We start from the raw sequence: 18150 nt of genomic DNA on the forward strand, positions 1-18150 counted from the left end.
CACGCACCAAAGACCGCGATCAGACCCTTCGCACCCCCTTCAGGCCGAAAACAGCGAGTTCTTCGAGGTGTCCAACTGCAGGCACAGCGCGAGGAAGTCGACAACCGCGTTTCGCAGCTACAGGCACAGCGCGACGAACTGCAGCAACAGATTCAGTTTTTCCGCGACAACGGGCAGGCCAGCCAAGCGGACGCCCTTGTCCCGCGCCTGGACGACATCAACGGCCGGCTTTCCGACGCGATCGAACGCGCAAAGGCGTTCTATGAGGCATTGCGGGGAAATCCTGAAGCCCTGGCAGCCATGCCGGAATTGGCCGGCGAACTGGACTCCATCATTCTGCGGCTCGAAACCGCGGCGCTCAGTACGCAGCGACTGGGGACCTTCCTGGGGATCAGCCTGGGCACGATCGCGGAGCAAGCGGCATCGGGCGCAACGGACGCGTTTGACCGGTTCGCACAGTCGGTTGCGCAAGGGGCCAACGTATTCCGATCGGCGCGCGACGCGTTCCTTTCGTTCGCATTCGACTTCCTGCGGCAAATCGCGCGGATGATTGAGCAACAGCTCATTTTCAACCTGGTCTCTGGGATCCTTTCGAGCCTTGGCGGTGCGGCGGGCGGCTCCCTGTCGAATGGCGCGGGTATGACGGGCGGGTTTGGCGCGATGGGCGGAGTCATGGCGCACGGGGGCGGCGTCATCGGCGAAGCCAACTTGCTGCCCGGTCTCCGTGCGACCGGCTTATCCGGTCCCCGCGCGGTACAGCCGGAATGGTTCGCGGCCGCCATGCGTTACCATCGGGGCGGCATCGCCGGATTGCTCCCTGGCGAGGTTCCCGCGGTCCTGAAGCGTGGCGAGGAAGTGTTGACAGCCAACGATCCGCGCCACGTCGCAAACGGCGGAGGCCAATCGCCGGTCAACCTGAAGGTTGTGAATACGATTGATGCCGGCGCCATGTATCGCGAGGGACTGGCGACCAAAACCGGCGAAAAGGCCTTCTTGAATTTCATCCGCGACAACGCTGGCGCGGTCCGGCAGGCGATGAGCGGCTAGGCGGGATTTCCACATGAACAGGTGGCTGCGCTCTGGCGCGGTCGCTCAGGCGGCATATACTCGCTTTGTTCTAGGGGCAAAGCGAGGGGCGGCAAATGCAGGTGCAGTTTAATCGGTATGAGCAGCCGAAATCTTTTCGGACGCGGGCTGAATTGCAAACCTACGCTCAGGCTCAGCAAAGCAATCTTTCGGATTTGAAGGCTTCGGACAAGGCCGCTTGGGATATTTGGGGGAACTACTACCAAAGTCGCTGGCGAGAAATTGAGGCAAAATCTAACAGCGATCTAAACGACGAGCAGCTGTACGCGTGGATACGCGCTAACCCAACAGTGACTCCTCATTTAAACGTCTACCGATCGCTCTTAGATGCCTCTAGAAACTCTGGAAATAATGCTGCCCAAAGATTGCGCGAATTTTTGGATCCATCTCATGGCAATTATGCTTTACATAATTTGAATTATCAAGATTTAGATACAATTATACGAATGTCAGTTTCTGCGAATTTGGAAAGTCAGTTAAGGAAGCCTAATACCAACAAAATGCTCACCGACGTTATTAATGAATTTGAGTTTCGTCTACAAGACTTGTTAACAAATGACGAGGCCGAGCTTCAGGCACAGCGAAATTCATTTGCCGATACAGAAACTTATTTCAAAGATGCGCTGAACGAGTATCGAGACAAAGCGGCGGAGAATCTTTCCAAGGCTCAATCATCCTGGTTGGAAGCCTACAATTCCTTCATTGAGCAACTGAAGACTGAAACCGCCGTGGAACTTTGGGAAAGTCGCGCGACAAACCATCGCACGGCCTATCAATCGTTCAAGAGCTGGGCGATAGGCGTCGGAATCGTCGGGGGCCTTGCAGCGATCGGCTGGATCTATGGGGGCTTGGAATTGGCATCCTGGCTATTTGATCGCGACCAAACCGCGCGGATTGCCGCCTACGCTGCCAGCTCCGTTGTGCTCTTCACGCTCTACCTGTGGACAATGCGAGTCATTGTACGATCGATGATTTCACAAGGTCACCTTGCAACGGACGCCTCTGTCCGTTCCGCGATGGCACACACATACCTTGCCCTATCTAAAGACCAAGCAGCCACAGAGGATGACCGCAAGATTGTTCTCGCGTCGCTCTTTGCGCCAGTTTCAGACGGACTCGTGAAGGATGACGGATTGCCGCTAATTTCGCCGGCCGCGTTGGCATCGGCCGCTCTGGCGAGAGGGCAACATTAGCTATTAGGGCAGAAGTTGGGGCAGAAACCTCAAACCAGAAATTTATCGTTATTTTTCAATGGGAAATGGCGGAGAGGGTGGGATTCGAACCCACGGTACGGTTGCCCGTACACCGCATTTCGAGTGCGGCGCATTCGACCACTCTGCCACCTCTCCGTGAAGTGCCGATGGGGGCGCGGATGCGCGGTCCCGGTCGAGGAAGCGGGCGGTTAGCGCAAGGTTTGCCGCTTGCCAAGAGCAAAGCGCGGGAAGACTGCGCAAAACCGTCGCCCCTCGCTTGTCTGCGTGCTGCACTGCACCTATATCCACAGGCATGGAGCGCGCGAACTACTTCTCGAGCCACACCGGCCGCTTCGTTTCGGCCCCCCCGGTCAGTCATGCCCGCTTCGCCATCGGCGACGTGGTCAAACACCGCATGTTCGATTTTCGCGGGGTCATCTTCGATATCGACCCGGTCTTCGCCAACAGCGAGGAATGGTACGAGTCGATCCCGGCCGAAGTCCGCCCCTCGCGCGAGCAGCCGTTCTACCACCTCCTCGCCGAGAACGAGGATTCGAACTATATCGCCTATGTCAGCCAGCAGAACCTGCTGAGCGACGCCGATGCCGGGCCTGTAGACCACCCGAAGGTGGACGAACTGTTCGAGGCGTTCCGCAACGGACGTTACAAGCTGCGCCGGGGCATGCGGCACTAGCGCCACGTTGCCACAAAAGCCCCGCGATCAGCTCTTCAGCTTCCAGCCGCTGCGGAACAGGGCATAGACGCCCAGCGCAAACACCAGGTTCAGCACGCCCAGCCCGATCGCCCCGTGGAGCACCGCCTCGTTGGTGTTGCCGATGTCGCTCTGCCCGAGGAAGCCATAGCGGAAGCCCGAGATCACGTAGAAGATCGGGTTCATCCGGCTGACCGTCTGGAAGACCGGCGCAAGGTTGGTAATCACGTAAAACGTGCCCGAAAGCATCGACAGCGGAGTGATGACGAAGTTGGTCACCGCCGCGTTGTGATCGAACTTCTCCGCCCACAAGGAAGTCAGCACACCGACCAGCGCGAGCAGGATCGAGCCCATCAGCCCGAACCACACGACCGCCCACGGGTGACGGATGGTCAGATCGACGCCCGGCCACAGCAGCATCGCCGCCCACACCGCAAGGCCGACGAGGATGGCCCGGGTCACCGCCGCACCGACGAGACCGGCGAGCAGCTCTCCCTCGCTGATCGGAGGCATCAGGTAGTCGATGATCGTGCCCTGGATCTTGCCGCCGAGCAGGCCGAAGCTGGCGTTCGCGAAGGAATTGTTGATCATCCCCATCGCGATCAGCCCCGGCGCGACGAAGCTGGCGAAGGGCACCCCCAGCACCATCCGCCCACCCTGCCCCATCGCGAGGGTGAAGATCATCAGGTAGAGCAGCGTTGTCACTGCCGGAGCCCAGATCGTCTGGGTCTGGACCTTGAAGAAACGCCGCACCTCCTTCATATAGAGGGTCCACAGCCCGAGGCGGTTCATGCCGCGGATCAGCGGCGTCCCGGGCGGAGGAAATCCATGAAAGCTGCGGGCCCCGATCGGACCGGCATCTGCCCCTTGCGGGGTCGTGTTGTTTTCGGCCATGGGCACGGCGGTATCGCGCACCGCCGCGCATGACAAGATCGACGCGCCGGTTTTCCCGTCGCCGCACGAAGGACAAGGTTGGGTAATGAGCTGGACCGACGAACGGATCGAAAAGCTGACCAAGATGTGGGAGGGCGGGTCGACCGCCTCGCAGATCGCCGATGAACTCGGCGGGGTCAGTCGCAATGCCGTGATCGGCAAGGCCCACCGGCTGGGGCTGAAGGCACGCCCTTCCCCGGTCAAGGCCAACGAAAAGGCCGAAGCGCCGGCTCCCCGCGCCGCTGCGCCCAAGCCCGCGCCAGCTCCAGCCGAACCGCGCGCCGCCGCGCCGCGCCCGGCTCCTGCACCGACGCCGAGCGCCGCACCGGCCACTCCGGCCGCTGAAGCGCGCCCGGCCACCGAAGCGCCGGTCGTCGCCGCCGCGCCCGCGGCGCCGCAGCCGCGGATCGTCTCGGTCGGCCCTGGCGGCTTCCTTCGCCAGGGTCCCGGCGACCAGCAGGCTCCGATCCCGCCGGCCCCGCCGCGCCGCCTTGTGCCCGCGCGGCCGAGCCCGGAGATTGCCGACAAGACCAGCCTGCTCGACCTTAACGATCGCATCTGCCGCTGGCCGATGGGCCATCCGGGCGAGCCGGACTTCCATTTCTGCGGCGAGAAGGTGAACCCCGGGTTCCCGTACTGCGTCGAGCACTGCGGCCGGGCCTACCAGGCGCAGCTTCCGCGCGGCGCCCGCCGGCCCCCTCCGCCGATGCCGTTCGGCGGCCCGCGGGTCCGCTGATCCGGCCAAGTGGTGGCGCTCCATCCGCCGACGGCGTGGTGGGCGCACTATCTGTTCGACCTTGCCGCATGGGTGAGCGCGGCGCTGGCCGCGCGCTGGCAGCACCGGCGCTGGCCGACTGACGCGAACGCGCTCGCTCGGGTAACCGAGCCATCCTATTTCATCGCCCTGGCACTCGGCGCGCTGGCGGGCGCATGGCTGCTCGGCTCCGCCAACTCGCTGCGCAGCCTGCTGGCGACGCCGTCGCATTCGGTGGCGGGCGCGCTCGCGGGCGGCATCCTTGGCGTCGAGCTGTGGAAGTGGCGACGCGGCATCCGGCGCTCGACCGGTGGGGCGTTCGTCCTGCCGCTGGCGGTCGGCATCGCGGTCGGGCGGCTGGGCTGCTTCTTCGCGGGACTGGCCGATTTCACTTATGGCGCGCCGACTGCGCTGCCCTGGGCAGTCGACCTTGGCGACGGCATCCCGCGCCACCCGGTGCAGCTTTACGAGAGCGCGACGATGGCGCTGTTCGCTTGCATCTATGTGCGCGCCCGCGGCAACGGTGCGCGGTGGGCCACGGCCCACGCTTTCCACGCGCTGGTTATCGTCTATGCTGCCCAGCGGTTCGCGTGGGAGTTCGTGAAACCGTATCCGCCGGTGGTGGGTCCGCTCAACGTCTTCCACCTGCTGATGCTGGGGTTGATCGCCTATGGACTTGCCTGGTGGAGACGTGATGGCGGCGAGCCCGCCCGCGCCTGAACGCAAGTCCGCGCCGTATGTCTTCCACGGCCAGACCAGCAGCCTGTGCGAGACCTGCCTCGAGGTCGTGCCCGCAAAGGTCATCGTCGAGAACGAGGCGCGCGTCTATTACCTCAAGCGCTGCCGCGACCACGGGGTCCAGAAGACCCTGATCAGCGACGATCTCGACTATTGGCGCGCGCAGAAGCTGTGGATCAAGCCGGGTGACCGCCCGCTCGCCTACCAGTCGCGGACCGAGGCCGGGTGCCCGTGGGACTGCGGGTTGTGCCCCGATCACGAGCAGCATTCGTGCCTCGCCATCGTCGAGATCAACCAGGCCTGCAACCTCGCCTGCCCGGTGTGTTTCGCCAACGCCACCGACATCCACGGCAGCCACCGCCCGCTGGCCGAGATCGAGACGATGCTCGACGCGCTGGTGGAGAGCGAGGGCGAGCCCGACCTTGTCCAGCTCTCCGGCGGTGAGCCGACAATTCATCCGGAGTTCTTCGCGATCCTCGACGCGGTGAAACGCCGCCCGATCCGCCACGTCATGATCAACACCAACGGCGTGCGCATCGCGCAGGACCCGGCGTTCGTGGAGCGGCTGGCGAGCTATGCCCCGCGGCTCGAGGTCTATCTCCAGTTCGACTCGCTCAGCGACGATGCGCTGGTCGACCTGCGCGGCGCCAAGCTGGCGCGGATCCGGCGGCAGGCGCTCGAACAGCTGGAGCGGGTGAACCTCTCCACCACGCTGGTCGCGGTGGTCAAGCGCGGGGTGAACGATCACGAGGTGGCCGACATCGTCCGCCACGCGCTCGAATGGCGCTGCGTGCGCGGGGTGACCTTCCAGCCGGTGCAGGACGCCGGACGCAACGACGGGTTCGACGCAAACGAGAACCGCGTGCTCGTCACCCAGATCCGGCGCGAGGTGGCAAAATCGGGCGTGTTCAGCCTCGAGGACATGATCCCCCTGCCCTGCAACCCCGACCAGATCTGCATCGGCTATGGCCTACGCGACGGGCGGAGCGTCACCCCGATCACCTCGCTGCTCCCGCGCGAGGTGATCCTCGCCGGGCCGAACACGATCAGCTACGAAGCCTATCCGTTGCTGCGCGAGAGGATCTTCGACCTGCTCTCGCTCGCCACCAGCCAGTGCAATACCGAGGACAAGCTGGCCGGTCTGCTGTGCTGCCTGCCGCAGGCGATGGTGCCGGAAGAGCTGGGCTATGCCAACTCGTTCCGGGTGGTAATCCTCCAGTTCCTCGATCGCTACAACTTCGACCTCGGCACGGTGAAACGCAGCTGCGTCCACTTCGTGACGCCCGAGGGGCAGATCGTTCCGTTCGACACCTACAACACGTTCTACCGCGACGGGGCCGAGGGCGCGGGCGTGCTCGCCCGCAACCGGGCGCGGCGCTGACGACAGCAGGGGGGGCAAGACGATGCGCAAGCTGATGGGCGGGCTGATGATGGCGGCGGGGCTGCTGATCGCCGGGGCGAGCGGGCTGTGCAGTCTGTGGATCATCGGCATCGCCCTGTCCGAAGCCAATAACAGCCAGTGGTCGGACCTCGCCGGTGGCATTCCGGTCCTACTGATCTTCGGCGGCATCCCGTTCGCCGGCGGGCTCGGCCTGTTTATCGGGGGGCGCTATCTGGTGCGGTCGGAGTAGCCCTCCTCCCCCTCGTCATTGCGAGGAGCGTAGCGACGAAGCAATCCAGAGCGTTGCGCGCTGCTGGATTGCCGCGGCCTGCGGCCTCGCAATGACGTTGAGCTTCGAGATCCGCCTTCGGACTAAGCAAAAGTCCCGATCCCCGCGGATGGTTAAAATCGACCATTGCCGCGCCATAGGGTCGCCATGACCGCGCACGATCCCGATCTCTCCGCTCGCCGCAGCCGGTTCTGGCAGTGGCTTGGCCGCACCGCTGACGACGAGAGTTCCGCCCGCTCCCCCGATCTCCCAAAACCGCGCAGCCTTCGCGACATGCGGCTCGAACTGCAGCGCCCCCTGCTTGGCGAGATCGGCGATTTCCTCGCCACCCACGGGCTCGAGCTGATGCCCTATACGCTGACCATCGCCTATGACTGCGTCACCGGCTACAGCCCGCGCCTGACCGAGCTCGTCCGCGAACGCAGCGAGAGTGGGCAGCCGATCACGCTGGGCTGGCTGGAGGAAGTGGCGCGCGATTCCGGACGCGTCCGCGAGGAGACGCTGCTTTCCACGCTCATGAGCCGGCTCGAAGAAAGCATCGACGAATTCAGCCGCAACACGCTTTCGGCGCGTGACGCAGCAAGCGACTACAACGTCGCGTTGAAGCAGCATGTCGACGACCTCGAAAAAGTCGGCAAGGCGGGCGTGGTGATCTCCGATCTCGCCACCCTGACCAAGGCGATGATGGAACGCACCCGCGCCATCGAATACGAACTCGACCGCAGCGAGAAGCGCGCCCGGTCACTCCAGAAGAACCTCGAGGAAGCGCGGCGGCTGGCGGACCACGACCACCTCACCGGCCTGCCCAACCGGCGCTCGTTCGAGCAACTGCTCGACAGGGAGTTCAAGGAGGCCCGCGACGCCGGCCAGCCGCTGTCGGTCGCGTTCTGCGACATCGACTTGTTCAAGCGGATCAACGACACCCACGGCCACGCCGCCGGGGATCGCGTGCTCAAGGTCGTCGCCGAAACGCTGGCCCGCATCTCCGACGACAAGTGCCACGTCGCCCGCCACGGCGGCGAGGAATTCGCGGTGCTGTTTCGTAACCTGACGTCACGCGAGGCCTTCGACCGGCTCGACGCAGCGCGCGAGGACCTGGCCGATCGCCGTCTCGTCAACCGCGCCACCGACGTGCCGTTCGGCCGCGTCTCGTTTTCCGCCGGGATAGCCGACCTGTTCGCGTTCAAGACCAAGAGCGCGGCGCTCAAGGCCGCCGACGAGGCGCTTTACCGGGCCAAGAACGAGGGCCGCAACCGCATTGTCAGGGCCGACGCTCCGGCGGGGTGAGGAACACGACGTAGCCGCGGAAATTGTCCTGCGAATGTTCGAGCCAGTCAGGCGGCCGCCACTCCCCGCCCGCGACGAGACCGACCTTGTACGGCAGCGGCAGGCGCTTCAGCGAGGGCATGTAGTCCTGGTACCCGGGGACCGTGCTGCGCCCCTGGTAAGTCTGGACGACGATCTCGTCCACCGTGCCCGCAAGGTCTGAAAGGTCTGCCGGATCGGCATTGGCGCTCCAGTCGAGCAAGCCGGTGATGGACAGCTTGTACCCTGCCGGCAGGCTTTCCCGCAGCGATCGCAGGAACGCGGTGTAGCCTGACAGATCACGGGTCGCGGAATCGAAGTCGACCTGCAATCCCTCGAACCGCGGGTTCGCTGCCGCCCAGCGGGTCACATCGCGCAGCACCGCCTCGCGCACCGCGGGGCTCCACCGGGGCGTCTCGCTGCGTACAACCACCCAGACCCGCCGATCGCCCATCCGTGGCACTTGCGGGCGGCGCGGCTCGAGCCGGGTTCCGTCTCGCCCGCGTACCTCGCCGGACAGGATGTAGAACTCCCGGCCCTTTTCCAGATAAGGCCCGGCGCGCACCCCGCCCCACAGGAAGAAGCTGTCGTAATCCGCCGGATTGACCCGCCCCTTGCCGGAACCGCACGAGGCGCAGAGCAGCGCCGCAAGCAGCGCGAAGAGCGCCCGGCGCACTACCAGTAGAACTTCAGCTTCCGCGCCCACGGACTCTGCGGATACTCGCGCTGGAGCTGCTGGAACCACGCAGCCCGCTGGGGCTCCTCGACGTCAGGATCGCCGCAGCTGTTGTTGCCCGACGGGGCATAGCAACGGACCATGCGATAAAGCGCATAGGCGCGCTCGTTCGCCGGGGTGGTGCGGTCGTCGATCAGGCTGCGGTAGATCATGCCCCGCGGCGTGGGCTCGCCCCGGAAGTCGCGCCGCGCCCCACCCAACTCGTCGCTTTCGGGCGCGGCATCGAGCGCGGTGAAATAATCGAAGCCGTTGAGCCGCAGGAACTCGCCAACGCACAGCCGCGCGGCGGGATCGCGGGGATTGGCGGAGAGCTTCTGCGCGGTCTCGCCGATCGAGGCGCAGGGGTAGCCGTCGGACCACTTGCCAGCGGTGAACAGCCCGACCGGGATCGTCTCGGCGGCGAAATAGTCCCACAGCCCCGCCTCGGTGTCCGCGCCCTTGCGGACCAATGCACGGTTGGCGACGAACCCGGCGTAGTCGCCCCGCGTGAGTTGCTTGTAGAGCAGCGCGAACAGCGCACTGTCGCGTTCTTCCTGCGGGCGCTGCTCGTTAAGCGCGATGTCGCGCAGCGTCGCGGCGCTGGCGGAACGCCCGGCGAGCACCCTGCGCGTCAGGCTATCGCGCAGGACAGACTCCCGACCCAGCGCCTGCGCCACCCGGTCACCCCGCTCCATCGCCATGGCGAGGCCGAGTTCAACTGTCGGGCGCTGCCACATGTCGTTGGCGCCGCCCAGTAGCTCGCGCCAGAAGCCCTCGGTGTTGGGGTCGTTCAGCGCGGCCAGCGCGAGGCCTCGCAGGACCTGGCGGCTGAAGTCGACCGAATTGTAGGAAGGCTTGCGCGCATCGTCCGGGACCAAGGCCAGGACCTGCCGGTAATCGCCTTTCACATAGAACGCGTGATTGGCCTTGATCAGCCCATAAAGCGCAGGTTCCCCGGCAAAGGCCTGCGCCTGCGCGGCGATATCCGCCTCGGTCAGCTTGGGCTCGACCTTGCGAGTGACGGGCTTGTCGGTCGCCTCGTCCCAGTCTTCCTCGATATCGCTGCGCATCTGGACGAGATCGAGCGCGGCCAGCAGCAACGGCCCTTGCGCCGCGGGATCGCGGCCGGGGTAGAACAGTAGTTTGTTGTCGACCTCCTCGACCAGCGCGGTGACTTCAGGCCGCGCCGCATCCGCCTTGCCGAGTAGCACCTCATACGCGGAGGCAAGGCCCTTCTGGTCGCCTTTCAGCCACAGGGCCCGGCGCTGGAGACCGCGCGCGGACTCCGCGTAACGCCCGGTCGGATAGGCCCGCAGGTAGGCCAGCAGCGCCGCTTCGCCCGCCTCGACCCGGTCCTTGCGAACCTTGTCGAGGTCTTCGCAGCAGCCATCGTCACTGATCGTCTCCGCGAGCGCCTGCCGCAGCAGCGTGCGGCCGACGAGGTAGCTGGAGACCTCTCGCACCCAGGGTTCGGGCGACGTGCCGAGCGCGGTGAAGCCGGCGCTGGCCTCGTCCCAGCGTTCCGCGTTGAAGGCATCGGCGGCCTTCAGGTAGGCGAGGAACGCCTTGCCGGCGACGCTGCCGACCGGAAGGTCGAAGCTGGGCTGGACTGGCTCGGGTCCTGCCGGTTCGGGCCGGTAAGTGTCTTCGCAAGCCGCCTCGCTCGCTGGCTCCGCGCTTGGGGACGCATCGAGGTCGCAGCCGGAGTGGTAGTCCTTCCACCAGTCCTCCCGCTGCTTCGCCGCCTGCCAGTTGACGAGCCGCGTCGCATAGCTGTCGAGCGCGCGGCGCAAGTCGCCCAGAGCCTGCTTCTCGCTTGCGGGCACTCCCTGCGCGCCGTCCAGCGCGGCCAGGAACGCCAAAGTCGCCTCGCTGGGCGGCACAGGCGCATCGGGGTCATAACTCCCGTCCTCGCCCGAGCGGGTCCCCGGGAACGCCCCTTCGGCCAGCATGTCCCAATCGAGGAAGGTGTGCCCGTACCCTTCGCTCTCGTAGCCGACCTTGGTGTACGGCCCCTCCGGCGTGCGCAGCCCGGCCTTCGCGCGCAGGAGCAGCAGCAGGTTGACCCGGCTGTCGTTGCCCGGCGCAATGGCAATCCGGTCCGCGCAATCCGGCCCGCCCGAGGCGAGCTTCCAGACGACATCGCACGAATAATCGCCGCTGGCGTGGAGCGCGGCAGGCACCGCCAGCGCCATCAGCCCCGCTGCCGCCAGCACGATCCGCTTCATCACACCCTCCCTCGCTCGTCGCAGGCAGAATTCGCCGCAAACCGCCGTCATGCAAGCGAAAAGGGCCCGCGGTTTCCCGCGAGCCCTTTCGTTTTGATCCGAAGCGGTCGGCCTCAGTCGTCGTTCTTGAGGAACGCCGGGACGTGGTCCGGGTTGCCGCCTTCTTCGCGGTCACGGCGCGGGCCGCGGTCGTCGCGGTCGCGGCGCGGGCCGCGATCACGGCCGCCACGGTCACCACCGCCACGCGGGCCACGGCGGTCGCCACCACGGTCGCCGCGCGGTTCACGCGGTTCGCGGGGCGGACGGGTGTCTTCGAGCTGCTCGCCGGTCTCCTGGTCGACGACGCGCATCGACAGGCGAACCTTGCCGCGGTTGTCGATCTCGAGGACCTTGACGAAGACTTCCTGGCCTTCCTTGACGACGTCGGTCGGCTTTTCCACGCGCTCGTTCTTCATTTCGGAGACGTGGACGAGACCGTCCTTGCCGCCCATGAAGTTCACGAAGGCGCCGAAGTCGACGATGTTGACGACCTTGCCCTTGTAGACCTTGCCGACTTCCGCTTCCTCGACGATGCCGAGGATCCAGTTCTTGGCGGCTTCGATCTGGCCGAGGTCCGACGAGCTGATCTTGATCAGGCCCTCGTCGTCGATGTCGACCTTGGCGCCGGTGGTGGCGACGATCTCGCGGATCACCTTGCCGCCGGTGCCGATGACGTCGCGGATCTTCGACTTGTCGATCTGCAGCGTCTCGATGCGCGGAGCGTGGGCCGAAAGCTCGGTGCGGGCCTCGCCCAGCGACTTGGTCATCTCGCCGAGGATGTGCGCGCGGCCTTCCTTGGCCTGGTGGAGCGCCTTCTCGAAGATCTCCTTGGTGATCCCGGCGACCTTGATGTCCATCTGCATCGTGGTGATGCCTTCGGAGGTGCCGGCCACCTTGAAGTCCATGTCGCCGAGGTGGTCCTCGTCGCCGAGGATGTCGGAGAGCACGGTGAACTCGCTGCCTTCAAGGATCAGGCCCATCGCGATGCCCGAAACCGGGCGCTTGATCGGCACGCCGGCGTCCATCATCGAAAGCGCGCCGCCGCAGACGGTCGCCATCGAGGAGGAACCGTTGGACTCGGTGATGTCCGAGACCACGCGGATCGTGTAGGGGAACTCTTCCTTCGTCGGCAGCACCGCGCGCAGCGCGCGCCAGGCGAGCTTGCCGTGGCCGGTGTCGCGGCGGCTGGGAGCGCCGAAACGCCCAACTTCGCCAACCGAGTACGGCGGGAAGTTATAGTGCAGCATGAAATTCGAGTAGGAGAGACCCTCCAGCCCGTCGATCATCTGCTCGGCGTCCTTGGTGCCCAGCGTGGTGGTGCAGATCGACTGCGTTTCGCCGCGGGTGAACAGCGCCGAACCGTGGGTGCGCGGCAGGAAGCCGACGATCGATTCGATCGGGCGAACCTGGTTGACCTTGCGCCCGTCGATGCGGGTGCCGTCCTTGAGGATCGCGCCGCGGACGATGTCCGCCTCGACCTTCTTGACCGACTTGATCGCGACCATCTGGGTCTGCGCGTCCTCGCTCGCGAAGGCTTCCTTGGCCTTGGCGCGGGCTTCGTTGAGCGCGTTCGAGCGGGCCGACTTGTCGGTCAGCTTGTAGGCGGCAGCGATGTCGGCACCGATCAGCTTCTTGAGCTTGTCCTTGATCGCGGTGTTGTCGCTGATGGCGACGTCCCACGGATCCTTGGCGGCCTTTTCGGCGAGATCGATGATCAGGTTCACGACCTTCTTGATCTCGTCGTGCGCGAACAGCACCGCGCCGAGCATGACCTCTTCCGAAAGCTCCTTGGCTTCGGATTCGACCATCATCACCGCGTTGCCGGTGGCGGCGACGACGAGGTCGAGCGCGCCGTTGGCGGCTACGTCCTGCTTGGGGTTCAGGGTGTAGGCGCCGTCTTCATAGCCGACGCGGCACGCGCCGATCGGGCCCATGAACGGCACGCCCGAGATGGTCAGCGCAGCCGAGGCGGCGATCATCGCGAGGACGTCGGGCTCGACTTCGCCGTCATAGCTCAGGACCTGGGCGATGACGTTGATTTCGTTGTAGAACCCTTCGGGGAACAGCGGGCGGACCGGGCGGTCGATGAGACGGGAAACCAGCGTTTCCTTCTCGGTCGCGCCGCGTTCGCGCTTGAAGAAGCCACCCGGGATACGGCCGGCGGCGAAGAACTTTTCCTGGTAGTGGACGGTGAGCGGGAAGAAATCCTGCCCTTCCTTGACCGACTTGGCGGCGGTCACGGCGCACAGCACCACGGTTTCGCCATAAGTGGCGAGCACGGCCCCATCGGCCTGACGGGCAATGCGCCCGGTTTCCAGGGTGAGGGTCTTTCCGCCCCACTCCATCGATACGGTTTTGACGTCGAACATGTATTTTCCTTGTGAACCCGCGCGGCCCTATTGCGGCGCGGGGCCTCTGTGCCGGGGTACCGTCCCGGTCCGGTCGAGGCGCGGCTTTGCGCCTCCCTCGCTGGACCCGCCGCCTCATTGCGTCGGGGCCAGATGCAAGAAGCGGCCCGCTTTGGGGCCGCCTCCGGTTACTTGCGAAGACCCAGCTTGGCGATCAGGGCGTTGTAGCGCTCGACGTCTTTCCTCTTCAGGTAGTCGAGCAGCGAACGGCGCTTGTTGACCATCATCAGCAGGCCGCGACGCGAGTGGTTGTCCTTGTGGTGGGACTTGAAGTGCTCGGTCAGGGTCTGGATGCGGCTGGTCAGGATCGCGACCTGGACTTCCGGCGAGCCGGTGTCATTGGCCTGGCGCGCGTTGTCCTTGATGATTTCCTGCTTCTTTTCGGCGGTCACCGACATGTCATTCACTCCGCGACATCGAGATTGAAACCCCGCGAGACGGTCAGGCTTCCGCCCGTAAGCTCCACCAAGGCCACCGGCACCATGCCGGAGCGCACCCAGTAAAGCCCGTCGTCGTCAGGCAGTCCGGTCAGAACGCGGCCCTGTCGGACCGCCCTTGCCTGTTCCGGACCGAGGTCAAGAGCCGGGATGTCGACCAGCCCTGCCTCCAGCGGCAAGAGTACATTCTCAAGGGGCGCGCCCTTGCCGATTTCGTTCAGCTTGTCCAGCGAAATCGCCTGATCGAGGCCGAACGGCCCGGCGCGCAGGCGGCGCAGCATGGTCACGTGCCCCACGGTGCCGAGCGCGCGCGCAATGTCGCGGGCAAGGCTGCGGATGTAGGTGCCCTTTGAAACATGGGCATGGAGGGTGATTTCCGCAAGGTCCTCCCCGGAGCGGGGAGGGGGACCATGCGAAGCATGGTGGAGGGGCACGGGCGGCTGAACGAGTGCTCTCGGCGAGGCTGTGTTCACGGTGGGTGCCCCTCCACCACCTGCGGTGGTCCCCCTCCCCCGCTGGGGCAGGATCGTGAGCGCGTGGACTGTCACCGCCCGCGGCTTCATCTCTACCGCCTCCCCCGCCCGCGCGCGGTCGTAGGCACGCGTCCCGTCGATCAGGATCGCGGAATAGGCCGGCGGGACCTGCTCGATCGGTCCGGTGAAGCGAGGCAGCACCGCTTCAAGATCGGCCAGCGAAGGCCGATGGTCGCTCTCCGCGATGACTTGCCCCTCGAGGTCCAGCGTATCGGTCTCTGCCCCGAACCGGACGGTGAACGCATACGCCTTGCTGGCATCGAGCATCCGCCCGGCAAGCTTGGTCGCCTCGCCCAGCGCGATCGGGAGGATGCCGCTCGCCAGCGGATCGAGTGTGCCGCCGTGCCCGACTTTCACCTTCTTGCCATAGCCCGCCTCGCGCAGGTTGCGCTTGACCGCGGCGACCGCCTGCGTCGAGCCGAGCCCGACGGGCTTGTCGAGGATGATCCAGCCGTTCGGCACGGACTCAGGCCTTGATCACCCAGGCGGTGACCGCAAGGTAGTGCTGCGACAGCCACTCGACCGGCGGTAGCAGCACCCACTCGAGGATCCGGAACTGCGGCAGCGCCCACGGGATCACGATGAGGATGAGAAACAGCAGCGGGAAACCGAATGGGCGCAGTTTTTCATAACCAGCCGCCAGCCGCGGCGGCAGCAGGCCCTCGACGATATGCGAGCCGTCGAACGGCGGGATCGGCAGGAGGTTGAACAGCGCGAGGAAGATGTTGATGAGCAGGAAATTCTTGAGGTTCTCGGCGACGAAGGCGATCACCGGCCCCGGCTCCTGCACGCCGAGATAAGGCCGCACCAGGAGGCCCAGCGCAACCGCGCCGAACAGCGCCAGCACGAGGTTCGTGCCCGGCCCCGCCGCCGCAACCGCCATCATCCCGAAGCGCGGATTGCTCAGCCGCCACTTGTTGACCGGCACCGGCTTGGCCCAGCCGAACACCGGCGCACCGGCGAGCGCCAGCATGCCCGGCAGGACCAGCGTGCCGATCGGATCGACGTGGCGGATGGGATTGAGGCTCAGCCGCCGCAAGTCGCGCGCGGTCGGATCGCCGAGCATGTTGGCAACCCAGCCATGCGCGACTTCGTGGAAAACGATCGCGATCACCAGCGGGATGATCAGCGCCGCCGCCGCATAGAACGGGTTGTCCATCATGTCTGTCACAGGCCGAGCCTTTCGCGGTCGCGTTCGACGACCGAAAAGATCGCGCTGTCGCGTTCGTGCCCGGTCCAGGTGATGCGTTCGTTACGAAGGATGCCCTCGAAGGTCGCGCCGACCTTCCGGCAGGCCGCCTGCGAACGCTGGTTGCGCACATCGACGCACAGCTGGATGCGCTTCAGCCCGCAGGCAAAACCGTGTGCGAACATCAGCCGCTTGAGCGGGCCGTTGATGTGACCGCCCCGGAATTTCGGGCGAAGGTATGTGTTGCCGATCTCGCTGGTCCGCCAAGCGGGATGGGTGGCAATCCACGCCGTCATCCCGGCCAGCTCGCCATCGACGAGAATCGCGGATGGCAGGCGGGCGGCGTTGCTGATCAGATTCGAAAAGCTGGTGTCGAAATGACCGGTGCCATAGGAGACCGCGTACATCGCCCAGATCGCCTCGTCCTCGGCGCAGGCGGCGCGCAGGGCATCGCGGTGGCGCTCTTCCAGCGGTTCGAGCCGGAGCGGTCCGTCTTCCAGGACGGTCAGCAGTCCGAGCGGATCATCCCTCATCGCATGGCCTCGCTGAAATGCTTGCGGCACAGCGCGACATAGCGGTCATTGCCGCCGATCTCGGTCTGCGCCCCGGCCCGCACCGCCGCGCCGGTTTCGTCCACCCGCAGGTTCATGGTCGCCTTGCGCCCGCAGTGGCACACGGCCTTGAGCTCGACCAAGGCGTCGGCAATTCCCAGCAGCGCCGCCGATCCCGGGAACAGCTCGCCCTGGAAATCGGTGCGCAGGCCATAGCAAAGGATCGGGATATTGGCTTCGTCCGCCAGCCGGGCGAGCTGCCAGACCTGCTCGCGGCTGAGGAACTGCGCCTCGTCCACCAGCACGCAGGCGAGCGGCTGGACCGCATGCGCGCCGGTCACCCGCGCCCACAGGTCGGTCGAGGCATCGAAGCGCTGAGCCTCGGCGTGGAGCCCGATCCGGCTCTCGATCGCATAGTCGGCGCCCTTGGCCCCGCCGCGATCGTCGAGCGCCGCAGTCCACAGCATCGTCGCCATGCCCCGCTCGCGGTAGTTGAAGTCGGCCTGCAACAGCGTGGTCGACTTTCCCGCGTTCATGCTGGCGTAGTAGAAATAGAGCTTGGCCATCCCGGACCCCGACATAAGCGCTCGCGGCGGAAAGGCCAGTAGCGCGGAGGCTGCGCTATGGATAAACTCGCCGGGTCCGGCGTTGTGGCAGGGCTGAAAGGAGACGCCGCATGAGTTTGCGCCGAGCCGTCCTCGCTACCACCACCTTGGTCGCCGCGCTGTCGCTCGTGGCCGCGAGCGGGCCGGTTCATCGCTACACCATTGATCCCGCCGGCAGCTCCGTCAGCGCCAAGGTCGCGTTCTTCGGGCTGGCCAGCAAGACCGCGCGCTTTCCCGAAGTGAGCGGCGGGGTCTCGCTCGAGCCGGACCGGCTGGATACGATCGACCTCGACGTCACACTCGATGCGAGCAAGCTGACGGCGGGCGATCGGGTCACGCAGTCGCGGCTCAAGGGCAAGGACTTCTTCGATGTCGCCCGCTATCCGACCGTTCGTTTCGTCGGCAAGCGTATGACCATGCGCGGCGACCGCAACGCCGATGTCGTCGGCGAAATCACCGCGCGCGGCGTCACACGCCCGGCAATTCTGGCGGTCACGTTCGACAGCCCGCCGGCGCAGGCCACGGGCCGCGTCGCGGTGGGCCTGACCGGGCGCACGACGATCAACCGCCGCGACTTCGGAATGACCGCCTACAGCCTGATCGTGGGGCGCGAGGTCACAATCACCATCCGCGCGCGGATGGTCCCCAGCTAGTCCTCGGAAAGATCGCGCGCGACGCGGGGGTCGCTCAGCAGCCGCTCGATCCGGCCGGCCTCGTCGAAGCTTTCGTCGGACAGGAACTTGATCCGGGCCGCGTATTTCAGCTTGAGCTTGCCCGCGACCGCCTTCTGGAAAAACGCGGTGTGCGTGCGCAGGGCCTTCAGCACCTCGGGCTCGTCGGCGCCGAGCAGCGGCTTCACGAACACCGCGGCGTGGCGCAGGTCGGGGCTCATCCGCACCTCGGTGACCGAAACGGAGTGTGCCGAAAGCACGTCGTCGTGGACCTCCTGCCGGGTCAGCAGCTCGGAAATCACGTGGCGCACCTGCTCGCCGACCTTGAGCAGCCGGACCGAGCGGGTTTCGGGAGTGGATTGCTGGCGGGCCATCGGCCGGGT

General features: G+C 65.7%; 19 protein-coding genes and 1 tRNA gene. 9 read left to right on the forward strand and 11 right to left on the reverse strand.

From position 1 onward, the window contains the following. Together AC3WLD_RS15635 and AC3WLD_RS15640 are read left to right on the forward strand one after the other, a co-directional pair. The coding region (locus AC3WLD_RS15635; protein ID WP_492557902.1) for a phage tail tape measure protein at positions 1-1047 on the forward strand (1047 nt) is incomplete at its 5' end. Between the two features lie 95 nt (positions 1048-1142). Further along, positions 1143-2279, forward strand: a complete 1137-nt coding sequence (locus AC3WLD_RS15640) for a DUF6161 domain-containing protein (RefSeq protein WP_492557903.1) — start codon at positions 1143-1145, stop codon at positions 2277-2279. A gap of 66 nt (positions 2280-2345) precedes the next feature. Here AC3WLD_RS15640 and AC3WLD_RS15645 read toward each other — a convergent pair. Further along, positions 2346-2435, reverse strand: a tRNA-Ser gene (locus tag AC3WLD_RS15645). 157 nt (positions 2436-2592) lie between these two features. On the opposite strand from AC3WLD_RS15645, the gene hspQ reads away from it, so the two are divergent. Next, a complete protein-coding gene (gene hspQ, locus AC3WLD_RS15650) occupies positions 2593-2973 on the forward strand; it encodes a heat shock protein HspQ (RefSeq protein WP_492557904.1) in 381 nt (126 codons plus the stop codon). Positions 2974-3000: 27 nt separating this feature from the next. Here hspQ and AC3WLD_RS15655 read toward each other — a convergent pair whose 3' ends face one another. Continuing rightward, positions 3001-3885, reverse strand: coding sequence for an ABC transporter permease (locus AC3WLD_RS15655; RefSeq protein WP_492557905.1), 885 nt, complete (start codon positions 3883-3885; stop codon positions 3001-3003). An 85-nt stretch (positions 3886-3970) separates the two neighbouring features. Between AC3WLD_RS15655 and AC3WLD_RS15660 the strand changes: the two genes are divergently transcribed. The 5 genes from AC3WLD_RS15660 to AC3WLD_RS15680 all read left to right on the forward strand — a co-directional run bounded on the left by AC3WLD_RS15660 (position 3971) and on the right by AC3WLD_RS15680 (position 8373). After that, positions 3971-4660, forward strand: a complete 690-nt coding sequence (locus AC3WLD_RS15660; protein ID WP_492557906.1) for a GcrA family cell cycle regulator — start codon at positions 3971-3973, stop codon at positions 4658-4660. Positions 4661-4672: 12 nt separating this feature from the next. Then, the gene (locus AC3WLD_RS15665) at positions 4673-5398 is read left to right on the forward strand and encodes a prolipoprotein diacylglyceryl transferase (RefSeq protein ID WP_492557907.1); all 726 of its coding nucleotides are present in this window, start codon (positions 4673-4675) and stop codon (positions 5396-5398) included. Continuing rightward, the gene (locus tag AC3WLD_RS15670; RefSeq protein WP_492557908.1) at positions 5373-6797 is read left to right on the forward strand and encodes a radical SAM protein; all 1425 of its coding nucleotides are present in this window, start codon (positions 5373-5375) and stop codon (positions 6795-6797) included. The genes AC3WLD_RS15665 and AC3WLD_RS15670 overlap by 26 nt, the downstream gene beginning before the upstream one ends. A gap of 22 nt (positions 6798-6819) precedes the next feature. Further along, positions 6820-7047: a hypothetical protein gene (locus AC3WLD_RS15675; RefSeq protein WP_492557909.1), complete on the forward strand. Its 228-nt coding sequence runs from the start codon at positions 6820-6822 to the stop codon at positions 7045-7047. Positions 7048-7233: 186 nt separating this feature from the next. Beyond that, entirely contained in the window at positions 7234-8373 is a 1140-nt protein-coding gene (locus tag AC3WLD_RS15680; RefSeq protein ID WP_492557910.1) for a GGDEF domain-containing protein, read from the forward strand. On the opposite strand, the gene AC3WLD_RS15685 is transcribed toward AC3WLD_RS15680, so the two are convergent. From AC3WLD_RS15685 to AC3WLD_RS15720, 8 genes are all read right to left on the reverse strand, one after another. After that, positions 8348-9067 carry a DUF3142 domain-containing protein gene (locus AC3WLD_RS15685; RefSeq protein WP_492557911.1) on the reverse strand — a complete coding sequence of 240 codons (720 nt, stop codon included), beginning with the start codon at positions 9065-9067 and terminating at the stop codon, positions 8348-8350. The two genes, AC3WLD_RS15680 and AC3WLD_RS15685, sit on opposite strands and share 26 nt — an antisense overlap. Continuing rightward, positions 9067-11334 (reverse strand): PA5441 family protein, encoded by a 2268-nt coding sequence (locus tag AC3WLD_RS15690; RefSeq protein WP_492557912.1) that lies wholly within the window; start codon positions 11332-11334, stop codon positions 9067-9069. Before AC3WLD_RS15690 ends, AC3WLD_RS15685 begins: the two co-directional genes overlap by 1 nt. A 113-nt stretch (positions 11335-11447) precedes the next feature. Beyond that, positions 11448-13742 carry a polyribonucleotide nucleotidyltransferase gene (pnp, locus tag AC3WLD_RS15695; RefSeq protein ID WP_492557913.1) on the reverse strand — a complete coding sequence of 765 codons (2295 nt, stop codon included), beginning with the start codon at positions 13740-13742 and terminating at the stop codon, positions 11448-11450. Between the two features lie 167 nt (positions 13743-13909). Next, the gene (gene rpsO, locus AC3WLD_RS15700) at positions 13910-14179 is read right to left on the reverse strand and encodes a 30S ribosomal protein S15 (RefSeq protein WP_492557914.1); all 270 of its coding nucleotides are present in this window, start codon (positions 14177-14179) and stop codon (positions 13910-13912) included. A gap of 5 nt (positions 14180-14184) precedes the next feature. Continuing rightward, a complete protein-coding gene (truB, locus tag AC3WLD_RS15705; RefSeq protein WP_492557915.1) occupies positions 14185-15213 on the reverse strand; it encodes a tRNA pseudouridine(55) synthase TruB in 1029 nt (342 codons plus the stop codon). 4 nt (positions 15214-15217) lie between these two features. Beyond that, on the reverse strand, positions 15218-15913 hold the full coding sequence (locus AC3WLD_RS15710; protein WP_492557988.1) for a site-2 protease family protein: 696 nt from the start codon (positions 15911-15913) through the stop codon (positions 15218-15220). 5 nt (positions 15914-15918) lie between these two features. Then, a complete protein-coding gene (locus tag AC3WLD_RS15715; RefSeq protein WP_492557916.1) occupies positions 15919-16473 on the reverse strand; it encodes a GNAT family N-acetyltransferase in 555 nt (184 codons plus the stop codon). Further along, positions 16470-17057 (reverse strand): thymidine kinase, encoded by a 588-nt coding sequence (locus tag AC3WLD_RS15720; protein WP_492557917.1) that lies wholly within the window; start codon positions 17055-17057, stop codon positions 16470-16472. The genes AC3WLD_RS15715 and AC3WLD_RS15720 overlap by 4 nt, the downstream gene beginning before the upstream one ends. 110 nt (positions 17058-17167) lie before the next feature. Between AC3WLD_RS15720 and AC3WLD_RS15725 the strand changes: the two genes are divergently transcribed. After that, positions 17168-17749 carry a YceI family protein gene (locus AC3WLD_RS15725; RefSeq protein ID WP_492557918.1) on the forward strand — a complete coding sequence of 194 codons (582 nt, stop codon included), beginning with the start codon at positions 17168-17170 and terminating at the stop codon, positions 17747-17749. Here the strand turns inward: AC3WLD_RS15725 and rbfA are convergent. Continuing rightward, positions 17746-18141: a 30S ribosome-binding factor RbfA gene (rbfA, locus tag AC3WLD_RS15730; RefSeq protein ID WP_492557919.1), complete on the reverse strand. Its 396-nt coding sequence runs from the start codon at positions 18139-18141 to the stop codon at positions 17746-17748. The two genes, AC3WLD_RS15725 and rbfA, sit on opposite strands and share 4 nt — an antisense overlap. Positions 18142-18150: the final 9 nt, after the last annotated feature.

The organism is Novosphingobium sp. FW305-C-111, assembly GCF_058783565.1.

Coding starts and splice junctions, on each gene's coding strand:
- AC3WLD_RS15670 (WP_492557908.1), top strand. CDS start 5,373: ATGGCGGCGAGCCCGCCCGCGCCTGAACGCAAGTCCGCGCCGTATGTC.
- AC3WLD_RS15715 (WP_492557916.1), bottom strand. CDS start 16,473: ATGAGGGATGATCCGCTCGGACTGCTGACCGTCCTGGAAGACGGACCG.
- AC3WLD_RS15725 (WP_492557918.1), top strand. CDS start 17,168: ATGAGTTTGCGCCGAGCCGTCCTCGCTACCACCACCTTGGTCGCCGCG.
- hspQ (WP_492557904.1), top strand. CDS start 2,593: ATGGAGCGCGCGAACTACTTCTCGAGCCACACCGGCCGCTTCGTTTCG.
- AC3WLD_RS15710 (WP_492557988.1), bottom strand. CDS start 15,913: ATGATGGACAACCCGTTCTATGCGGCGGCGGCGCTGATCATCCCGCTG.
- AC3WLD_RS15680 (WP_492557910.1), top strand. CDS start 7,234: ATGACCGCGCACGATCCCGATCTCTCCGCTCGCCGCAGCCGGTTCTGG.
- AC3WLD_RS15660 (WP_492557906.1), top strand. CDS start 3,971: ATGAGCTGGACCGACGAACGGATCGAAAAGCTGACCAAGATGTGGGAG.
- AC3WLD_RS15690 (WP_492557912.1), bottom strand. CDS start 11,334: ATGAAGCGGATCGTGCTGGCGGCAGCGGGGCTGATGGCGCTGGCGGTG.
- AC3WLD_RS15640 (WP_492557903.1), top strand. CDS start 1,143: ATGCAGGTGCAGTTTAATCGGTATGAGCAGCCGAAATCTTTTCGGACG.
- AC3WLD_RS15675 (WP_492557909.1), top strand. CDS start 6,820: ATGCGCAAGCTGATGGGCGGGCTGATGATGGCGGCGGGGCTGCTGATC.
- AC3WLD_RS15720 (WP_492557917.1), bottom strand. CDS start 17,057: ATGGCCAAGCTCTATTTCTACTACGCCAGCATGAACGCGGGAAAGTCG.
- pnp (WP_492557913.1), bottom strand. CDS start 13,742: ATGTTCGACGTCAAAACCGTATCGATGGAGTGGGGCGGAAAGACCCTC.
- rpsO (WP_492557914.1), bottom strand. CDS start 14,179: ATGTCGGTGACCGCCGAAAAGAAGCAGGAAATCATCAAGGACAACGCG.
- rbfA (WP_492557919.1), bottom strand. CDS start 18,141: ATGGCCCGCCAGCAATCCACTCCCGAAACCCGCTCGGTCCGGCTGCTC.
- AC3WLD_RS15655 (WP_492557905.1), bottom strand. CDS start 3,885: ATGGCCGAAAACAACACGACCCCGCAAGGGGCAGATGCCGGTCCGATC.